General features: G+C 65.3%; 12 protein-coding genes. 9 read left to right on the forward strand and 3 right to left on the reverse strand.

Annotation, left to right across the window (positions count from 1 at the left end; all coding sequences use genetic code 11):
- Window positions 1-229: 229 nt before the first annotated feature.
- Together AC1Q7F_RS05200 and AC1Q7F_RS05205 are read left to right on the forward strand one after the other, a co-directional pair.
- Window positions 230-3,109: a TonB-dependent receptor gene (locus AC1Q7F_RS05200; RefSeq protein WP_492504507.1), complete on the forward strand. Its 2,880-nt coding sequence runs from the start codon at window positions 230-232 to the stop codon at window positions 3,107-3,109.
- Window positions 3,110-3,204: 95 nt separating this feature from the next.
- Window positions 3,205-3,948: a FadR/GntR family transcriptional regulator gene (locus AC1Q7F_RS05205; RefSeq protein ID WP_492504509.1), complete on the forward strand. Its 744-nt coding sequence runs from the start codon at window positions 3,205-3,207 to the stop codon at window positions 3,946-3,948.
- A 41-nt stretch (window positions 3,949-3,989) separates the two neighbouring features.
- Here the strand turns inward: AC1Q7F_RS05205 and AC1Q7F_RS05210 are convergent, their stop codons facing one another.
- Window positions 3,990-5,246: an MFS transporter gene (locus AC1Q7F_RS05210; protein ID WP_492504511.1), complete on the reverse strand. Its 1,257-nt coding sequence runs from the start codon at window positions 5,244-5,246 to the stop codon at window positions 3,990-3,992.
- A gap of 297 nt (window positions 5,247-5,543) precedes the next feature.
- Between AC1Q7F_RS05210 and AC1Q7F_RS05215 the strand changes: the two genes are divergently transcribed.
- Window positions 5,544-6,326 carry an enoyl-CoA hydratase/isomerase family protein gene (locus AC1Q7F_RS05215; RefSeq protein ID WP_492504513.1) on the forward strand — a complete coding sequence of 261 codons (783 nt, stop codon included), beginning with the start codon at window positions 5,544-5,546 and terminating at the stop codon, window positions 6,324-6,326.
- A gap of 2 nt (window positions 6,327-6,328) precedes the next feature.
- Here the strand turns inward: AC1Q7F_RS05215 and AC1Q7F_RS05220 are convergent, their stop codons facing one another.
- A complete protein-coding gene (locus AC1Q7F_RS05220; protein ID WP_492504514.1) occupies window positions 6,329-7,060 on the reverse strand; it encodes a GntR family transcriptional regulator in 732 nt (243 codons plus the stop codon).
- Between the two features lie 152 nt (window positions 7,061-7,212).
- Between AC1Q7F_RS05220 and AC1Q7F_RS05225 the strand changes: the two genes are divergently transcribed.
- The 6 genes from AC1Q7F_RS05225 to AC1Q7F_RS05250 all read left to right on the forward strand — a co-directional run bounded on the left by AC1Q7F_RS05225 (window position 7,213) and on the right by AC1Q7F_RS05250 (window position 16,762).
- Entirely contained in the window at window positions 7,213-8,583 is a 1,371-nt protein-coding gene (locus tag AC1Q7F_RS05225; protein WP_492504517.1) for an MmgE/PrpD family protein, read from the forward strand.
- Window positions 8,580-9,950 (forward strand): MmgE/PrpD family protein, encoded by a 1,371-nt coding sequence (locus AC1Q7F_RS05230; RefSeq protein ID WP_492504518.1) that lies wholly within the window; start codon window positions 8,580-8,582, stop codon window positions 9,948-9,950. The genes AC1Q7F_RS05225 and AC1Q7F_RS05230 overlap by 4 nt, the downstream gene beginning before the upstream one ends.
- 120 nt (window positions 9,951-10,070) lie before the next feature.
- The gene (locus AC1Q7F_RS05235; RefSeq protein ID WP_492504520.1) at window positions 10,071-11,474 is read left to right on the forward strand and encodes a phenylacetate--CoA ligase family protein; all 1,404 of its coding nucleotides are present in this window, start codon (window positions 10,071-10,073) and stop codon (window positions 11,472-11,474) included.
- Window positions 11,471-12,781 carry an amidase gene (locus AC1Q7F_RS05240; protein WP_492504522.1) on the forward strand — a complete coding sequence of 437 codons (1,311 nt, stop codon included), beginning with the start codon at window positions 11,471-11,473 and terminating at the stop codon, window positions 12,779-12,781. The genes AC1Q7F_RS05235 and AC1Q7F_RS05240 overlap by 4 nt, the downstream gene beginning before the upstream one ends.
- 255 nt (window positions 12,782-13,036) lie before the next feature.
- Window positions 13,037-15,517: a TonB-dependent receptor gene (locus tag AC1Q7F_RS05245; RefSeq protein ID WP_492504524.1), complete on the forward strand. Its 2,481-nt coding sequence runs from the start codon at window positions 13,037-13,039 to the stop codon at window positions 15,515-15,517.
- A 60-nt stretch (window positions 15,518-15,577) separates the two neighbouring features.
- A complete protein-coding gene (locus AC1Q7F_RS05250; protein WP_492504526.1) occupies window positions 15,578-16,762 on the forward strand; it encodes an alpha/beta hydrolase-fold protein in 1,185 nt (394 codons plus the stop codon).
- A 195-nt stretch (window positions 16,763-16,957) separates the two neighbouring features.
- Here AC1Q7F_RS05250 and AC1Q7F_RS05255 read toward each other — a convergent pair whose 3' ends face one another.
- The gene (locus tag AC1Q7F_RS05255; RefSeq protein ID WP_492504528.1) at window positions 16,958-19,150 is read right to left on the reverse strand and encodes a beta-glucosidase; all 2,193 of its coding nucleotides are present in this window, start codon (window positions 19,148-19,150) and stop codon (window positions 16,958-16,960) included.
- Between the last annotated feature and the right edge of the window lie 183 nt (window positions 19,151-19,333).

A 19,333-nucleotide genomic window follows, 5' to 3' on the forward strand; every position in this document is an offset into this window, starting at 1 on the left:
GCCGGCCCACCAACCCGGCCCACCGGTATGACGGCCAAGCCCCCGCCCTTTCGCGGGTTTGCCCGCCCCATACCAGTCACGCACAGCGTCCTGACAACCGGACCAGCCAATTGGTCCGTGAATATTCCGACCAACTGGCATGGAAATCTGGTTGACATGCTGGTCGGGTCGATTTAGGGGTTCACCTTAATAAGAACCTGTGACCAAGACAGTGATGAGGGAGGAACGCGTGGCAAAGCGAATGAACAATTGCGCCGGCATTGTGCGCATGGGCCTGTTCTGCGGCGTGGCATTGGCGGCAGTGGCCGCCGCCGCCCAGGGCCAGACGGCAGCGCCCGCCGCCGGTGAGACGGTGTTGGAAGAAATCATCGTCACCGGTGTGCGGGCCGCGATCCAAAGCTCCATCGAACAGAAGCGCGAAGCCTCCGTCGTGTCCGACGTGCTGTCATCGGATGATATCGGCGATATCCCGGCCCTGTCGGTGGGTGAAGCCATTGAGAACATTACCGGTGCCGCCACCCACCGCGAAAAGGGCGGCGCCTCGGAAATCGCCGTGCGCGGCCTGGGGCCCTTCCTGGGCGCCACCACCTTCAACGGGCGCGAGGCCAGCAACGGCTCCGGCGACCGGTCGGTGAATTTCTCCATGTTCCCGTCGGAACTGATCAACGGTATCGCCATCTATAAATCGCAGCAGGCCGATTTCGTGGAAGGCGGCGTGTCGGGCATCATCGACATGCAGACCATGAAGCCGCTGACCTTCGGCAAACAGCGCATCCAGGTGGAAGGGCGCGGCATCTACCAGTCCTATGACAAGCGGCTTGAGGACAAGAATGGCCTGGGCTGGCGCGGCACCGGCACCTATGTCGACCAGTATGATCTGGGCAATGCCGGCGAACTGGGCATTGCGTTCGGTGTGCAGAAGGGCAAGAGCAACAATCCCGAAGAGCTATACACAGCCAGTTCCACCTGGGTCGCCTGCAATGGCAGCCTGACCAGTGCGGCCACGGCCAATTGCCCGGAAGTCACCCCGGCCAGCTATGCCTCGGGCGCCACGGCGGCGGGTACACCCTTCTATCTGGCGCCGGGCAGCCGCACCTTCGCGCAGATCAGCGAACATGATGACCGCGAAGCCTATATGGGCTCCATCCAATGGCGGCCGCGCGACTGGCTGGATATCAATCTCGACTATCAGAACTCGGTCTATAAGTTCTGGGAAGATCGGCAGCAGCTGAACTTCTCCGAAACGCTGCGCGGCATCACCAACCGCACCGTCGACAGCATGGGCAATTTGCTGGCCTATTCCGGCAACTCCACGCTGGAATCCACGCCGATGGAGCGCTACCAGGTCGAGAAATATGATGGCGGCGGCATCAATGTCGCTGTCAACCTGACTGATGCCCTGACGGTTACCGCCGATTACGGCTGGTCAGACACCTACCGGTCGCGTCTGGACCGGGAAGTGCGGATGCGCTCCAACGCTACCGACATCAATGGTGCCGCCATTGCCGGCGTGATCAATGGTCAGCGCGTGCCCTACACCTACGATGCCAGCAATGGCTGGCTTCCGACCATCGGGGTTGGCGGTGGATATGACGTGACCCGTCACGCCAATTTCAGCGCCGCCGCCCGCGTGCGCCGGACGGAACAGATCCGTTGGGACCAGATCGACGCCGGCAAGCTGGACGCCACCTATACGCTGAATGACGGGCCGATCACGGCGGTGAAGGCCGGCGGACGTTATAGTGAGCATGCGTTCCGCGACGTGCCGCAGGACCGCAAGGAATATAACATCACCGATGCGGCTGCGATCGCCGCCGCCAATCGGGCCTGTCAAATCGCCTTCCCGCAGAAGGATTTCATGAAGGATGCCAAGGGCACGCCCATCTCCTCCTGGGCGGCCTTCGATGCCTCTTGCCTGATGAATTCCCTGATCGGTACGGCCGATCCGGGCCGCAGTGATGATCAGCGTGCCATCGGCAATCGCGACATGGTGGAGAAGGCCACAGCCTTCTATGGCATGGCGGAATATGAGACCCAGTTGGGCGACCTTCCGGTCAGCGGCAATATCGGCCTGCGCTATGTCCATACAGAGGTGAATTCGATTGGTCTGCGCGGCGGCTTCAATGTGGTCAGCAATCCGGATGGCAGCATCCGCCTGGTCTCCAACGGCCAGTTCGAAAGTCTGACCTTCACGGGCAAGAACGACACCTGGTTGCCCAGTTTCAATGCCGCCTTCGATGTGGCGGAGGATTTCCGTATCCGTCTGGGCCTGTTCCGCGCCATGTCGCGGCCCGACCCGGAAGATCTGGGGGCCGGCCGCACCTTCACCCTGGAAAGCGGCACCAGCTTCACCTCTGTCGAACAGGCCATCCGGTCGATCACGGCCGCCGGCAACCCGGCCATCAAGCCGCTTTTGTCCTGGAACGCCGATCTGTCCTTTGAATATTACCTGAACCGCGACAGCCTGTTCAGCGCCGCCGTGTATTACAAGAAGTTCCAGGGCGGCTTCACGAACCGCGTCGTGAATGAACAATATAATATCGGCGGCCGCGACATCACCGTGCCGGTCATCCTGACCGAAACCAGCGACACGAAAAGCCGCATCTACGGACTGGAACTGTCGGGCAGCTACCGCTTCTCCGACCTGCCTTACCCGTTCGACGGGTTGGGTGCGAAGGCCAGCTACAACTATGCCAACAGCAATTACGAGAACGAGGATCTGCGTCTGGGCGACCAGTATGATCCGGTCACCGGCCGCACCATCCCCGGCATCATCGACCCGGTCAACATCTTCGGCCTGTCCAAGCATGTCGTCTCCGGCTCCGTCTATTACGAGCTGGGGCCGGTGGAGCTGCAGGGCATCTACAAATACCGTTCGCCCTATTTCCAGCAATTCGTGGGGGCGGCGGCACAGAACCGTATCGTGCGCGGGGCCGGCGTCATCGATTTCCGCGCCACCTGGCGCGTCGATGATCACCTGAGCCTGTCGTTCGAAGGGTCCAACATCAACAATGCCGAGCGGGTGGAGGATATGCCCATCACCGGCGGCGTGCGCGAGGTGCATCTCTACGGTTCGCGTTACTATCTGGGTGCGCGTTATCGCTTCTGATCTGTGGGTGATGGGACGGCGGCAGCCTTTGCCGCCGTCCCGCCCTTGTGATATTGACACTCCAGACCAGTGACAGGGATCAGGACCGAACCAAAGTGAAGCAGCGTCTATACCAGACCGTCACCAAGGCCATCATGGACCTGATCGAAAGCGGGGAATTCCCCGTGGGCAGCCGCCTGCCCGGCGAACGGGAGTTGAGCGAGCGCTTCAATGTCAGCCGCGTCACCATCCGCGAGGCGGAAATCGCCCTGGAGGCGCTGGGCTATATCACCGTCAGGATCGGCTCCGGCGCCTATGTGCAAAAGCCCAGGGGCGAGGCCGGGGCCCAGTTGCCCGACGTGTCCGCGTTTGAGCTGACCGCCGCCCGCGCCGTGCTGGAGGCGGAGGCCGCAGCATTGGCCGCCGCCAACATGACGGAAGAAGGGCTGGCCAAGCTGGACCAGATCGTCCGCAAGATGGCCGCCGTGAAGCATGGCGACATCGAAACCGGCGACGCCCTGGACCGGCAGTTCCACCTGACCATCGCCCAGCTGGGCGGCAATCCCGTGGTGGAACATACCGTGCAGAATCTCTGGCGCATGCGCACCGAACTGCCGCGCGTGCGCGAAATCTATGAAAGCGTGTGCGTGTCGGACGCCCAGGCCCGCACGGATGAGCATGCCGCCATCCTGGAAGCCCTGCGCCGCCGCGACCCCGCCGCGTCACGCGCCGCCATGCGCGAGCATTTCCATCGCCTGTTCGAAGCCATGCTGACCGCGGCCGAGAAGCGGGAGCTGGAGGAGATCAAGCGCCGGACCAGCCAGGACCGCCAGCGCTTCCTGCTGACCACCCAGATCTGACCGGGCCACCGTCTCCCGGCAAGCGAACGCTGAATATCCCCTCACCCCGCCTTCGCAGCGGGCACACTTTCATCCGCCGGCAGGCTGTCGGGATGGGGATACCGCCCCATGGTCAGCAGCAGGGCCGCCCCCGCCAGCAACGCCACCGATCCATAGATTAGCCCCAGATCATAGCTGCCGGTCGTGACGAAGATACGGCCGAAGGTGAAAGGCCCGAAGCCCGCACCCAGCGCGAAGAACCCGTACATGGTGCCATAGATGGCGCCATAGGCGCGCATGCCGTAATAGCGGCTGACCAGGAAGGCCAGGATGTCATATTCCACGCCGGCCGCAAAGCCGATCAGCAGCACGGCGGCCATGGATGATGCGGGCGTCACCCCATCCCCGGTCAGCAGCAGGCAGGCCCCCGCCGGCAAGGCCAGCAGCACGAACGCCACGCCCGGCGCCCAGAACCGGTCGATCAGCCAGCCGCCGATCAGGCGCCCGGCAATGACCGACGGGCCTATAAGGCTGGCGATCTGCACCGCCTGCTGCACATCCATTCCCTTGGTGCCCAGAATCTTCTCCAGGTTCGGAATGGGACCGCCCACGGCGAAGGAGATGGGCACGAAGGCGATAGCCAGCACCCAGAACCGGTAGGTGCGCAGCGCCTGGCGCAGAGTGAAACCGCGATGGGCACGCTTCACCGGTGCGCCCTTGGCACCCGCATCCGTGACATCGCGGAACAGGAAGAACGCTGTGGGCAGCGACAGCAACAGCGGCAGCAGCGCCAGCCCGACATAGGCCAGGCGCCAGCCCACCTCCCCGATCAGGAAATTGGCATACAGCTTGGCGAATGCCCCGAACAGGCCCGTGCCCAGCAGCGACAGGCCCAGCGCCAGCCCGCGGTTGGCGTTGAACCAGTTATTGACCGCCCGCGTCCAGGTGATGGGCAGCGTGCCCGAACCAAGCGCCGCCAGCAGCATCCAGTTGATATAGAACAGGGTCAGCGACCCGTTGGACAGCGCGAAGCCGGCCAGCGTCAGCCCGAACAGGGCCACGGAGGTCAGTACCACCCGACGCACGCCGAACCGGTCGGCCGCCATTCCGGCCAGTGGCCCCATGACCATGGCGCCCAGGGTCATGATGACCAGGGCGAACATGATCTGGTCCACGCCCCAGCCGAATTCCGCCGACAGCGGCGCCACGAAGACGCCGGTCGTATAGAAGGGAATGGGCGACAGCCCCGTCCCGATCCCCAGCGCGGAGGCGGCGACGACCTTCCACCCCTGCCTGAACTCCGACCGATCGACCGACATCTGCGCCCCCGGGTCTAAATGATATAATAATATATCATTGATATAATTCCATGCGGATCGGCAATCGCGAAAGCACGCCGCGCCGGAATATTCCGGCGTCTGTCCACCCGGCGGACAGGGAATATGTCATCTGCGACCACCAGACAGACGGGCGCGGGACAGGCGATATCAAAACCATGGTGGCGATGTCGGTGTGATGGCGCCCTTGTGCATCGGCCCCGACTTGCCGATAAGAATCAGAGTACCTGATCCACGCCCATTACCGGCCCGAACGGCGCGCCGAAGGATAATCCCGACATGTCCGACAAAGTCATCCTGCGCCGCGATGAGAACGGCATCGGCCGCCTGATCCTGAACCAGCCCGCCAGGCGCAATGCTCTGTCGCAGGAGATGTGGGAACTGGTGCCCGTGCGCCTGACCGAGGCCGCAAGCGATCCCGCCATCCGCGTGCTGGTGGTGCAGGGCCAGGGCGGGACCTTCGCCGCCGGGGCCGATATCTCCGAATTCGAAGCCGCCTATGCCACCCGTGACAGCACCGCCGCCTATGCCGGCGCCATCGCCGGGGCCATGGATGGCCTGGCCGATTTCGTGAAGCCGACCATCGCCCTGATCCAGGGCGCCTGCGTGGGCGGCGGGCTGGGACTGGCGCTGGCCTGCGACCTGCGCTTCGCCGCATCCGATGCCCGCATGGGCATCACGCCGGGCAAGCTGGGTCTGGTCTATCCGCTGGGCGACACCAGACGCCTGGTCCAGGCCGTCGGCCCCAGCCACGCCAAGGATCTGCTGTTCACCGGCCGTCTGCTGGGGGCCGACGAAGCGCTGTCCATGGGTCTGGTCAACCGGGTGACGGCCCCGGACGCGGTGGAGGCCGCCGTCCTGGCCTATGCCGCCCAGATCACCCAAGCCAGCCAATATTCCGCCCGTGCCACCAAGCGCATGATCAACCGCGTCCTGGGCGGACAGGTGACCGATACGCCGGAAACGGTGGCGGAATTCCTGGATGCGATCGAAGGCGAGGATTTCATCGAAGGCCGCGACGCCTTCCGTCAGAAGCGCAAGGCCACCTTCACATTTGGGTGAGGCTATTCGCCCCGCTCCCGGTTGAAACTCATGGAATAGACGAAACGGTCAGCGGGATGCGCGCTCTCGCTGGCCAGAAACAGCGCGCCCCTGGCATCGTGATAGGTGCGCCGGGTGCGCAGTGCCGCCGTCCCCGGCTCGCAATTGCACAAAGGGGCCAGTTTCGCATCCAGGATCATGGCCTTGATCTGCTGGTCGATGCGGGTTGCGGAAATGCCGAACAGCGCCTCAATCGCGTCGGCAATGGTGCGGTGGGTCTCGATCTCCGCCTGGCTGGGCGCACAATCGGCGCGGATCAGCACGCGGGTGATGCCCACGATGGTCGTCCCATCCCAGCGCTGGCCGCGCAGTTCCAGCCAGCCGGAAGGGTCCAGCCCCATCCCCGCCACCATGCCGTCGGCCGGGGCCGGCTCATAGGCCAGGATGGTCAACCGCGCCTCGCGCGCATATTGCAGAAGGTCCTGGAACCCGCCCAGCGGCTGCACGAACAAGGGCGGCTCGGTCTGGGCCGTGACCACCGTGCCCGCCCGCCGCCGCCGCGTCACCAGCCCCGCTTCCGTCAACAGGCGCAGCGCGTCGCGGGCCGTATGGCGGGAGATCGTGTGGATGGCGCACAATTCCTGCTCCGTCGGCAGCAGGTCACCCACCTTATAGGTGCCATTGGCGATGGCCGCCCGCAGCAACTGCGCGATCTGCTGATAAAGGGGGGCGGCGGCCAAAACGCGGTTCCTCATCGACTTTGCGATGCCGATCAAGCCCATGCCCCGACATCGCCGTCAACCTTCCGCACCCCCCGGAACACCACCTGGTGGATGGCCGCCATGAAACTCGGCCCCCGGCGTGGGCGGCATGGTAGAGGCAATTATGTCCGGACATAAGGGACACCATGACGACGCTGATCGCCCAGTTCGCCGACCATCTTTCCCGCCCGGTGCCGACTTTGATGCGGCGGCGTGCCACCCTGCACCTGCTCGACTGGGCGGGCTGCGCGGTGATCGGGGCGACGGTACCGGTGGTCGATGCGCTTGCCGGGGTGTTCCTGGATGGGGTCGGCGGGCCTTGCAGCCTGATCGGCCGCGATGGCGGGGCCGGCGCGGAAGCGGCGGCGCGCTATAACGGCGCGCTCGGCAACATTTATGAGATGGATGATGTCGACAAGCGGGCCCGGCTGCATCCCGGCCCCGTCATCATCCCCGCCGCCCTGGCGCTGGCCCAGGCTACGGGTGCCAGTTCCACCACCCTACTGGACGCCATCGTGCGCGGGTATGAGGCGGTGATCCGCCTGGGCCGGGCGCTGGGCGACGGGCATTACCGCGTCTGGCATTCCACGGCCAGTGCGGGCACAATCGGTGCCGCGGCGGCATGCGCCAGCCTGCTGGGCCTAGACCGCGCCGGCCTGGCCCATGCCATGGCCCTGGCCGCCACCCGCACCGGCGGGCTGTGGGAGACGCGCAACGATCCCCAATCCAACGCCAAGCAGATCCACAATGCCCAGGCGGCGGGTGACGGGCTGCTGGCCGCGCGTATGGCCGCCGCCGGACTGCGTGGCCCCGCCTTCATCCTGGAGGGCAGGGAAGGGCTGTTTGCCGCCACGGCCCCGGGTGCCACCCCAGCATCCCTGCTGGCCGGCACCAGCCCCGCCGGCTGGTGCATCGCCGATGTCAGCCTAAAGCCCTGGCCCGCCTGCCGCCATGCCCACCCGGTCATCGACGCTGCCCTGGCCCTGCTGGCCAAGGCGGGGCGGCAGCGGCTGCAGGCGCATGAGGTGGCGGGCATCGCCATCCAGACCTATGGCGACGCCCTGCGCTTCTGCGACCGGCCCGCCCCGCGCAGCGTGATCGAGGCCAAATTCTCCCTCCAGCATGCCGTGGCCGTGACCTTGCTGGGCGGACCGCCCACGTTGGAAGCCTTCGACCCGCCGATGATCGCCGACCCCGACGTCGCCACCCTGCGGACGCGCACCAAGGTCACGGTTGGCGAACCCTATGTCGGGGCCTATCCGAACCGTTTCGGGGGCCGTTTGGTCGTCAACCTGACGAATGGCGCATTGCTGGTCCATGAGCAGCCGGACGCCCTGGGCGACCCGGAAAATCCGCTGCCCATCGACCGCGTGATCGACAAGGCCCGCAGCCTGATGCAGGCGGCAGGCATGGAAGCGACGTCCATCGGCATTCTGGTAACGGAATGCCTGGAACTGGCCGAAGGCCGCCCCCTTCCGACTATGTGGCCGGGAAGTTTGAGAGGGACAGGGGCATGAATGCATCGGAGATCCTGGCGCGCCACGCGCTGTCGGTGGAATGGCCGGACCTGCCGGAACCGGCCCGCAATGCCGTGCGTATCTTCCTGCTGGATACGCTGGGGGTGGGCATCGCCGGTGCCAAGGCGCCGTTCGCGGCGGAGATCGGCACCGTGGCCAAGGGCTGGGGCGGCGGCGGGCCGGCGCCCGTGCTGGGCCGGGCCGTCACCTTGTCGGCGCCACAGGCTGCCTTCCTCAACGCTTTTCAGATCCATGCCCAGGAATTTGACTGCGTGCATGAGGCGGCGGTGGTGCATCCGCTGGCCACAATCCTGGCCGCCTTGATGGCCGATACCGCCAGCCAGCCCCTGCCCGTGACCGGTGCAGATTTCGGCGCGGCCCTGGCCGCTGGCGTCGATATTGCCACCACCCTGGGGCTGGCGTCCAAATCGCCGCTGAAATTCTTCCGCCCGGCCACGGCCGGTATCTTCGGCTGCGTTGCCGCCATGGCGCGACTGCGCCGGCTGGATGTGGAAATAACGCAAAGCGCCTTCGGCCATGCCCTGGCCTTCGCGTCTGGCACCATGCAGGCGCATGTGGAGGGCAAGCCCGGCCTGCCCCTGCAGGTGGCGCATGCCGCCCAGGCCAGCCTGATGGCCATCGATCTGGCACTGGCCGGCGTTCCAGGCACCGATGGCAGCATCGACGGCCCCTTCGGCTATCTGTCGCTGTTCGAGACCGACAGCGATCTCGCCAGCCTGCTGCCCCGGCTGGGCCACGACTGGCGCATCGCGGAGGTCAGCCACAAGCCCTTCCCCACCGGTCGCGCCGCCCATGGCGCCATCGTGGCGTTGCAGACCCTGATGCGCGACCATGGCGTCACGGCCGCCAACCTGGAAAGCCTGACCTACACCGCCCCGCCCTTGATCCACCGGTTGGTGGGACGGCCCCTGCCAGCCTATCCGGCGGCACTGACGGCCAATTACGCCCGGCTCTGCTTCGCCTGGCTGGGGGCCGTGGTGCTGACCCGTGGCACAGTCGGTCTGGCCGATTTCGCACCTGGCCGTTTGTCCGACCCGGCTCTGCATGCGCTGGGATCGCGCATTCGGGTGGTCGCCGACGCCAATCCCGATCCCGCGGCCTTCACGCCTGCGCTGGCGCAGGCGGTGCTGACCGACGGCCGCGTGGTGCCGGCCCGTGTCGACAGCCAGTTGGGCAGCCCCGCCAACCCCCTCAGCCGCGAACAGCATCTTCGCAAGTTCCGCGCCTGCCTGGAGTTCGCAGGCAGCACCGAGCTTGCCGACCCGTTGATCACCGCCATCGACACACTTGAACACCAGACCGATATGGCCCGCCTGCTGCGCAGTGCTGCCGGCCTGCCGGACTGAACGAGACCAGCGGTCGAAGTACGGCGGCGACCGCCGCCGCGCGGCACATGCCGCGAAAGCCAAGCCCCCCGGATGGGGGCGCCGGCGAATGAGGGACGCAATAGCGGGAGACAGGGACCCATGGACGGGCACAGGACCTATTTCAACGCCGTGGACTGGGATGCCTTGCAGAAGGATCATCCCATCGGTGACGATTTCGTGCGCTTCGCCACGAAGACCAGCCGGGATGAACTGACGGCGCACCAGAACCGCCTGTTCCTGCGCTGCGTGGCCCGTGCCTGGGCCACCCCGTTCTATCAGCGCCTGTGGGGCAAGGCCGGGATTGAGGTGGGCGACATCCGCTCCATCGCCGACTTGGCCACCCTGCCGATGTTCGACAAGTCGGACATCATGGCCAGCCTGGAGGTTGCCCCGCCGTTTGGCGATTTCTCCGCCTTTTCCAGCTATCCGCCCGGTGAACGCCCGCCCGTCGTGTTCCACACCACCAGCGGCACGACCGGCAAGCCCCAGGTACTGCTGTTTGGCGCCAAGGGGCGGGAGGCACAGAACCTGCTGCTGGGCCGTCTCTACCGGTTCCAGGGCATGCGCCCCGACGATGTGGTCCATTCCGTCTATGGCCATGGCATGATCAATGGCGGCCATTATGTGCGCGAAAGCGTGCTGCACTGGACCTCGTCGATCTTCATGTCGGCCGGCACGGGCGTGGAAACCCGTTCCGCCCAGCAGGTGCAACTGATGAAGGAGTTCGGGGCGACGGTGATTGTCGGCTTCTCCGACTACATCAAGAAACTGGCCGAGGTGGCGTGCGAGCAGGGCATCGATCCCGTCCGCGACCTGAATATCCGCATGATCTCCGGCCACCTGGGCAAGGAGGACAAGGCGGGCCTGTCGGCAGCTTGGGGCGGGGCGGAATGTTTCGACTGGTATGGCGTGGGCGACACGGGCTGCATCGCCGGTGAAGGGCCGGACCGTGACGGGCTGTACGTCATGGAGGATGCGCAGTATCTGGAGGTTTGCGACATCGATACCGGTGCCGCCGTGCCCGACGGTGGGCTGGGCGACATGGTCGTCACCTGCCTTTACAAGGACGATATCCACCCGATCATCCGCTTCAACACCCATGACGTGACGCAGGTCCGCACGGGCGCGTCCAGCATCGGCGTCGGGTTCAAGCGGATCGAGGGTTTCCTGGGCCGGTCGGACAATATGGTGAAGATCCGCGGCATCAACATCTTCCCCCAGGCCATCGGCCCGATGCTGAATGGCGTGGCCGGCATCACCGGTGAATATATCTGCAAGGCGGTGCGTGACGCGGCCGGCCGGGACACGTTCATCGTGATCGCCGAGACCAATGCCGGCGGCGATGACCGCCAGGACGTGGCGGAGCGCAGCCGCGCGGTGCTGAAGGAAAAGATCGGCATCGAGGTGGCGGTGGAACTGGTGGATCACCGCGCCACCGCCCCCCTGACCCAGATCGACGTGCGGCAGAAGCCCATCCGCCTGATCGACGAGCGGTTCAAATGACCGACGCCCGCCAGCAGCACCCGATCATCGCCGCCGGCGTGACCGGTCTGCCGGATGTGTACCGGCGCGGCGATATCGACCCCCTGGCCGTGACGCGCTTCTATCTGGAGCGCATTGCGGCACTGGACGGACATGTGCAGGCCTATAATCAGGTGCTGGCGGAACCTGCCCTGGCCGATGCCGCCGCCGCCGCGGTCCGCTGGCAATCGGGGAAACCCCTGTCGGAAATCGACGGCGCCCCCATCGCCGTAAAAGCCAACATCGCTGTGGCCGGTGCCTTCTGGCATGCCGGCATCGGCGCCTACCGTACCCGCATCGCGCAACAGGACGCCGACTGCGTCGCCCGGCTGCGGGCGGCCGGCGCCATCATCCTGGGCGTCGCCAATATGCATGAGGGCGCCCTGGGGGCGAGCACTGACAATGTCTGGTTCGGGCGCACGCAGAATCCCCTGCGCGACGGCTACACGGCCGGCGGGTCCAGCGGCGGATCGGCAGCGGCCGTGGCAGCGGGCATGGCAGCGGCAGCGCTGGGGTCCGACACAATGGGATCGGTGCGCATCCCCAGCGCCTATTGCGGGCTGGCCGGGTACAAGCCGGCCCGCCATGCCATCAGCCTGGACGGCGTCATCCCGCTCTCCACCAGTCTGGATCATGTCGGCGTCCATGGCTGGAGCGTCAGCGACTGCGCCCTGGTGGCGGCCCATGCCGGTGCCGGACATGTGACATCCCCCAAACTGGACGGGCTGCGGCTGGCCATACCGGACTGGCGTGGCCGGGTGGAAGCTCCCGGCCATATTTGGAAGGCACGCGACGAGGCGGCGGCCTTGCTGCTGCTGAACGGCATGCGGCGCGTGAATGCCGACCTGGACGATTACCAGCCCGGCCAGGCCCGCCGCCTGGGCCTGCTGGTGTCGGAGGTGGAGGGGTTGAACGCGCATGAGCCACAACTGGCCCATGGCGAGGACGGGTTCTCGCCCGAATTCCTGGGCCTGTTGCGCTGGGGCGGGCGACAGCCGGCTACGAAGGTGGCAGCCGCCTATCAGGGGCTGGATGCAATCCGGTGCGCGGGTGCTGCTTGGCTGGAACAGGTGGACGCCGTGCTGCTGCCCACCGCCCCGCAAGCGGCCTTCGCCTTCGACCGGCCCGTGCCCGCCAATCAGGCAGACTTCACCGCCCTGGCCGATTTCATCGGCTGTCCTGCTGTCGCCGTGCCGTTCGGCCGGTCGCCGGACGGACTGCCTTTGTCGGTGCAGGTGATGGGAAAGGACGCGTCCATCGTGCTGGGTGTGGCGATGGCGCTTGGGTGACCACTGCGGCGATCGGCCGCCGAAAGGTTGCTGGCCTGTCCACGTGATGGATAAGTCCGGACAATATCTTGAGCGGTTTGCACCCTGAACCCATCATCGGATTAACTAAAAATATCCAGAACTCCGGCAGGCATGTGAAGCAATCAATCGGGTGGAACGAGAAATTCCACCCGCCGGCGGAGCTATGGGCGCGACACGCGAACAATCAAACCGCGTGACATCACTGTGGGATACTTTCAGAACTGGGAGACGATAATGAAGGAAGTCAAGTCCGCCGGCCAGCAGGGCACGTCCCGCCTGGCCCTGATGATTGCGATGGGCATGGCCATCTCGGCCGGCACCGCCCTCGCGCAGGAAGCACCGAAATCCAGCGATGCGCCGTTGGAGCTTGAGGAAATCATCGTCACCGCCCGCAAGCGGTCCGAAAACATCCTGAAGACGCCGGTATCCGTCACCGCCGTGACGTCGGAAGAGGTTGAACAGCGCGGCATCACGTCCGTCCAGAACCTGTCGGAGCAGACGCCCGGCTTCAACATCAACAATAACAGTTCCGGCCGCGGCGACCGGTCGTTCCAGCAGCTGATCCTGCGCGGTTTCACGCCCGCCACGACCGACAGCACCCCCGTCGCCACCTTCATCGACGGCGTTCCCGTCTCCTCCCCCACCGCGGTGATGAGCGTGTCGAACCCGGAGCGGATCGAACTGCTGCGCGGGCCGCAATCGGCCTATTTCGGCCGCAACACCTTTGCCGGCGCGCTGAATGTCGTAAACAAGGAGCCGGGCAACGATTACGGCGGCAGCGTGACCGCCATGGCCGGCTCTCACAAATCCCGGCGCGTGCAGGCCGAACTGGAAGGCCCTATCGTCGAGGACAAGCTGTCCTTCCGCATCGCCGGCGATTACAACGCCAAGGACGGCACGTACAAGAACGCCGCCAACCTGTCCCAGACCCTGGGCGACCAGTCGTCGCGCAACGCCAATCTGCTGCTGATGGCGACACCGACCGAAAACCTGACCATCAAGGCGTTCGGCATCCTCTCCCATGATAAGGACGGCCCCGCCGCCCTGGGCCTGATCAGCGCGCGCGCCGTCACCGACAGCACCGGCCGCGTCGTCGTGCCGGCGCAGCAGAACTGCACCCTGGGCGGGTTCAACCCGTTCATGTGCGGCACGGTCCCGTCGCTGCCCGCCACCACACCGGCCGGCAATTACAATGTCGACAGCTTCGTGCGCAACGCGCTGGCCGTCACCATCAACCGCCTGATCGACCAGGATAACAGCGTTGACAGCTATGGCTTGGTCCGCAATTACCGCCATGCCCATCTGGTCGTCGATTACGACATCCCCGACACGAATTTCACCGTCAGCTCCCTGACGGGCTATAACCATGAGGAATGGGGCTCGCTGTCGGATATCGGCAATTATGACAGTTCCGGCATCGCCAACCCGGCCTATACCGCCACCAACGGCCTGCGCTCCTATTTCAGCTCGGCCTATCTGGTGGAGAATATTTCCAAGGACTTCTCCCAGGAATTGCGCACCAGCTACGATGATGGTGAGGCGCTGCGCTTCGTCGCCGGCCTGTCCTATCTCAGCGCCAATGGCCGCCGCACGGTCGATACGCTGGACAACATGATCCTGAACAGGCAGGTCACGCCGTCCGGCAAGACGGAAACCAAGACCTATGGCGGCTTCTTCGGCGTCACCTATGACATCACCGACAAGCTGACGGCCAGCGTGGAAGGCCGCTATCAGATCGACAAGCTGTACGCCTATATCTCGCCCCTGGCCGATGTGGTGCTGACCGACCCGACCTTCGTGCCGGTCGGCACCTATAAGGCCGGCTCCAAGCTGGGCCAGCAGGAGTATAAGAACTTCCTGCCCCGTCTGATCGCGCAGTACCAGTGGACCGACGAGGTCATGACTTATGCGTCGGTGGCCAAGGGCGTCAACCCGGCCTCGCTGAATGCCGGCGTGGTCACCTATACCGGCCAGACGGCGACCATCGCCAAGACGCTGGGCATCGACCTGTTCGTGAAGCCGGAAAAGGTTACGACCTATGAGGTGGGCATCAAGGGCACGGCGGTGGACAACCGCCTGCGCTATGCGCTGGCCGCCTATTACTCGCAGTGGCGTGACCAGCTGAACCAGGTCATCCAGACCTTTGTGACCCCGACCGGCGGCTTCGGCAGCGTGTTCGGCACCATCAACAGCGGCAATTCCGACATGAAGGGCCTGGAATTCGACGGCAGCTTCCGCCTGACCAACATGGTCACGCTGAATGCCGCCGGTGCCCTGAACGACAGCAAGATCAAGGATTACAACGCGCCCCTGGTCACCTTCCTGGTCGGCACCTCCGACTTCTCCGGCAATGAACTGCCGTCGACGTCCAAATATTCGGCCTCGGGCGGCATCCTGTTGAACGGCTATGTCGCGTCCTGGGACGATGCCAGCTGGTTCGCCCGCCTGGACTATAACTACAAGTCCGGTGTCTGGTCCGATGTGGGCAATGTCCTGAAGACCAAGGAAACCCATGTGTTCAACGCCCGCGCCGGCGTGACCGTGGGGGCGGTGTCGGTGGATGTGTTCGCCAACAACCTGTTCGATACCCGTCGCTACACCACGGTGAACAACAACATCCTGTTCACGCCGGCCCCGTCCTTCACCTATTCCACGGTGAATGTCGGCCTGCGCGAAGGCCGGACCCTGGGCGTCCAGGCGAAGTACAAGTTCTGATTCTTTGCCATGCCCCGGGGGACAACGCTGCCCCGGGGCATCCGCCTTTCAGGAGCGAATATGCGTCCGTTCATTCTTCCGGCCCTGACGGCCCTGCCCTTGATCCTGGGCGCCATCTCCGCCAATGCCGCCCCCAATACCGCCCCTTGCGAGGAGCGGAGCTTCATGCAGCCGCCGCTGGAATATCAGTCAGTGGAGGTGCTGCCCGACGGCCGTGTCACCTTCCGCCTGTGCGCCAAGGATGCGCGCCAGGTCGTGGCCCTGCCGCAGGAAATGAACAGCGTTCCCACCGGCATGGATGGCAAGCCGCCGGGCCTGCCCATGACCAAGGATGGGGCAGGCTATTGGGTGGCCACCACCGAAGGCGCGGTCGATCCCGGCGTCTATACCTATAATTTCAAGGTTGACGGGTTGCGCATCGCCGACCCGCGCGGCACTCGCTTCGCCGAGGCGTTTGGCGGCGTGCAGTCGATCTTCCAGTTGTCGGGTGCCGCCACGGCCAACCAGTTCTATAAGGCCGAGGTGCCGCACGGCTTGGTGTCGGTGGTGGAATATCCGTCGGCCAGCCTGGGCGGCCTCACGCGCCGTGCCCATGTCTACACCCCGCCGGGGTACGAGGCCGGGGGCAAGGACCGGTACCCGGTGCTCTATCTGATCCATGGCTACAGCGACAGCGATGATGCCTGGACCATGAAGGGCAATGCCAACTACATCCTGGACAACCTGATCGCAGCCGGCAAGGCCAAGCCGATGATCATCGCCATGCCCCAGGGTCATACCCCGGCCCGTGACGGCGTGCAGGGAATGGAGAATACCGATTTCGGCAACGACCTGCACAAGGATCTGATCCCCTATATCGACAGGCATTTCCGCACCAGGGCGGCAGTGAAGACCCGCGCCATGGTCGGCCTGTCGATGGGGGGTGCGCACACGATCATGTTCGGCCTGCCGCGTCCGGACGTGTTCGGTTCCATCGGCGTGTTCTCCATCGGCATGATGGGCGAGGAGCAGACGGCCAGATACCGCAAGGCCAACGAGGCCGCCTTGAAGGCCCGCGCCAAGGATGGCGGCCTGGTCTTCTATGCCATCGGCAAGGAGGATTTCGTCATCACCATGGCGCCCCCCTTCCGCAAGATCCTGGATGATCACGGCATCAAATACACCAATGTCGAAACCGGCGGTGGCCACACCTGGATCAATTGGCGGGCCTATCTGGAACAGATCGCGCCGCTGCTGTTCAACTGACGCTTCGCCACACCCGACCAACGGCTCACGGCCCTCCCCGCAGCGTATCGGGGAGGGCCGTTTTTCTTTGCACCGGGCGGGAAGTAGCGGCCGGACAGCGGGAACCGCTGATCGTTTGAGCCCTTGATCATCTCTTCCGCCTTCCCGGCGAAGGCCGGGAAGGCGGGTTTTACTGCGCATCCATTCTGATGCCGGTTACGGCTTCAGGGTCCGCCCGGACAGCTTGGCTTGACCGGACAGGGCCAGGTTTTCGGCCGATGCTCCCACCCTCACCTCATACGTCCCGCCGGCGATGCGCCATTGGCGCCCGGCCGCGTCGAAGCTGGCCAGCAGGCGCGGATCGGCCTTCACGGTCACGGTCCGGCTTTCACCGGGCTTCAGGTCCACCTTGTCGAACCCGATCAGGCGCTGCAGCTTCTGGCCACCCGCGCCGGTCAGATAGACCTGCGGCGCATCCTTGCCAGCCAGCTTGCCGGTATTCGTCACCTGGAAGCTGATGGTCAGCGTATCGCCACCCTTCACCCGCAGCTTGTCATAGGAAAAGCTGGTATAGGACAGGCCATGGCCGAACGGGAACAGCGGCTTCATGCCGAGCGCGGCGAAACGGCGATAGCCGATATCGGCCCCTTCTTCATAGACCACGTCGAACTGCTGCTTCTTGGGCAGGCCCCAGCCCGGCAGGTCGCGGCGCGGATACTGGTCCAGGCTGGAGGGGAAGGTCACGGGCAGACGGCCAGACGGGTTGGTCTTGCCGGTCAGGATGTCGGCAATGGCCTCGCCCCCCTTCTGCCCGCTGTACCAGGCCGCCACCACCGCCCCCGTCTTGTCCAGCCAGGGCATCAGCACCGGCCCACCGGTCTGCAGCACGACGATATTGTTGGGATTGGCCGCCGTCACCGCCCGGATCAACTCGTCCTGGCCCTGCGGCAGCGACAGGTCGTAGGCATCCACCGCCTCCGCCATCCATTGCGTGGCAAAGACGATGGCAATGTCGGCGCCCTTGGCCGCCGCCGCCGCTTCGGCCGGATAGCGGCCATCGGCGAAGCTGATCGTGGCGTCTGGCAGGGCGGCGCGCAGCGCCTTCAACGGAGAGGAGGCGTGGAATACCTGTCGCCCCCACATGGCCATCGGGCCGTCGCCGCCGATGGGCACGACACGGGCATTGCCACCGATGCCCGTCACCTGCGACGATCCGGCGCCCGACAGCACGCCGGCATCGGCCTGGCCGCCGATGACCACGATCTTCTTCTTCGTCCCCGCCAGCGGCAGGACGCCCTTGTTGGCCAGCAGCACGATGCCTTCATCGGCCACGCTCTTGGCGATGGCGGCATGGGCGGCGGCGTCGATTGCCGGCTTCACCGGCTCGGCCTCGAACAGGCCGGCCACGAACATCGACCGCAGGATGCGCCGCGACATGTCGGACAGGCGTGCGGCCGGGATGGTGCCGGCCGCGGCTGCCTGCTTCAGCGGTTCCCCGAACCAGACCTGTTGGTCCAGCTGCTCACCCGACTGCTGGTCCAGGCCCTTGGCGGCATAGTCGGTGGCGTGCACGGCCCCCCAGTCCGACATGACCCAACCCTTATAGCCCCAGTCCCCCTTCAGCACCTTGTTCAGCAGATGGTCGCTGCCGCAGGAAGGGGCGCCGTTCACCAGATTATAGGCGCACATGACGGAGCCGGGCTGCCCCCGCTCGATGGCGATCTGGAAGGCCAGCAGGTCGCTTTCGCGATGCGCCGCTTCGTCGATGATGGAGTTGGCCCAGTGGCGGTTGGTCTCCTGGCCGTTCAGGCTGAAATGCTTGACGGTAGAGATGATGTTCTGCGACTGGATGCCCCGGATGCTCTCGCCCGCCAGGGTGCCGGCCAGCAGCGGGTCCTCGCCCAGATATTCGAAGTTGCGGCCGTTGCGCGGATCGCGGGCCAGATTGACGCCGCCGGCCAGCAGCACATTGAAGCCCCTGGCCGCCGCCTCCCTGCCGATCATCGCCCCGCCGTCATAGGCCAGCTTGGGATTGAAGCTGGCGGCCAGCGCCAGGCTGGCCGGCAGGGCCGTGGCCACGTCGCCAGGCCGCACGTCACCGGGGTTGGTGATGCCCAGGCTGGCATCCGTCTCCTTCAGCGCCGGGATGCCCAGGCGCGGCACGCCGGGGATGAAGCCGGCCCCGCCGACAGAGCCGGCCGGAATGGGCGGACCGCCGGGAAAGCTCAGCGCCATGGGGCCGTGCAGCAGGCCGATCCGCTCATCCGGCGTCAGTTCCGCATCCAGCAGCCGGGCACGTTCATCGGGCGACAGCGACGGGTTGCGCCAGCCTTCCGCTGCCTGAACGGAAATGGCGGAACAGGCCAGGCTGGCGGCCAGGGCGGACATAAGCACCCGGTTCTTCGACATGAAGCACATCCCCTCGGATTTAATTTTGGATGGCTCAACCATTCGCAGGTTGAAGTATTCAAACGTGATCACGAAAGGAAAGAGGTGCCACCCTGCACCGGGCCGCTGTCCGCCAGATGGTCGCTTGGGTAATTGGATATTGGTTCGGACAAACATATCCTCGCCAAACCAAGTTCCACCCAG

The sequence above is a fragment of the Niveispirillum sp. GW835-FHT14G11 genome (assembly GCF_058793615.1).